The following is a 453-nucleotide window of genomic DNA, read 5'->3' as shown; positions in this document are numbered from 1 at the left end:
ATCCTGGCCGGGTACGCCGCGCAAAGCCCGGGCACCTTCAAGATCGCCGGGGACACCTTCTCCGAGGAGCGCTACGGCATCGGCCTGAAGAAGGGTGACACCGAGTTGCGCAACAAGATCAATACCGCGCTCGAGAAGATGGAGTCCAGCGGCGCCTGGAAAGAAGCGTTCGAGCGCAACCTCGGCCCCGCCGGTATCCCCACCCCGGCACCGCCCGCCGTCGAGCGCAACTGATCCGGAGACAGCGCACCGACTGTGGAGATCTTCGACGCATACCGCGATCAGATATTCGCGGCGTTCTGGACCACGATCCAGCTCACGGTGTACTCCGCGATCGGTGCGCTGATCCTGGGCACTGGGCTGGCCGCCATGCGGCTGGCTCCGGTGCCGGTGCTCAATTGGCTCGGCGCCGCGTACGTGAACGTCATCCGCAACACTCCCCTGACCCTGATC

General features: G+C 65.3%; 1 protein-coding gene and 1 pseudogene. Both read left to right on the top strand.

Going from position 1 to position 453, the window contains the following annotated elements:
- A pseudogene (locus RM844_RS32715) lies at positions 1–234 on the top strand (transporter substrate-binding domain-containing protein); the annotation flags it as partial.
- A 21-nt stretch (positions 235–255) separates the two neighbouring features.
- Positions 256–453: ABC transporter permease subunit (locus tag RM844_RS32710; protein ID WP_394814661.1), on the top strand; the 198-nt coding region annotated here is incomplete at its 3' end.

The organism is Streptomyces chisholmiae, assembly GCF_031845445.1.
Taxonomy (GTDB): Bacteria; Actinomycetota; Actinomycetes; order Streptomycetales; family Streptomycetaceae; genus Streptomyces; species Streptomyces chisholmiae.
This window is presented reverse-complemented; position numbering and strand designations above follow the sequence as displayed.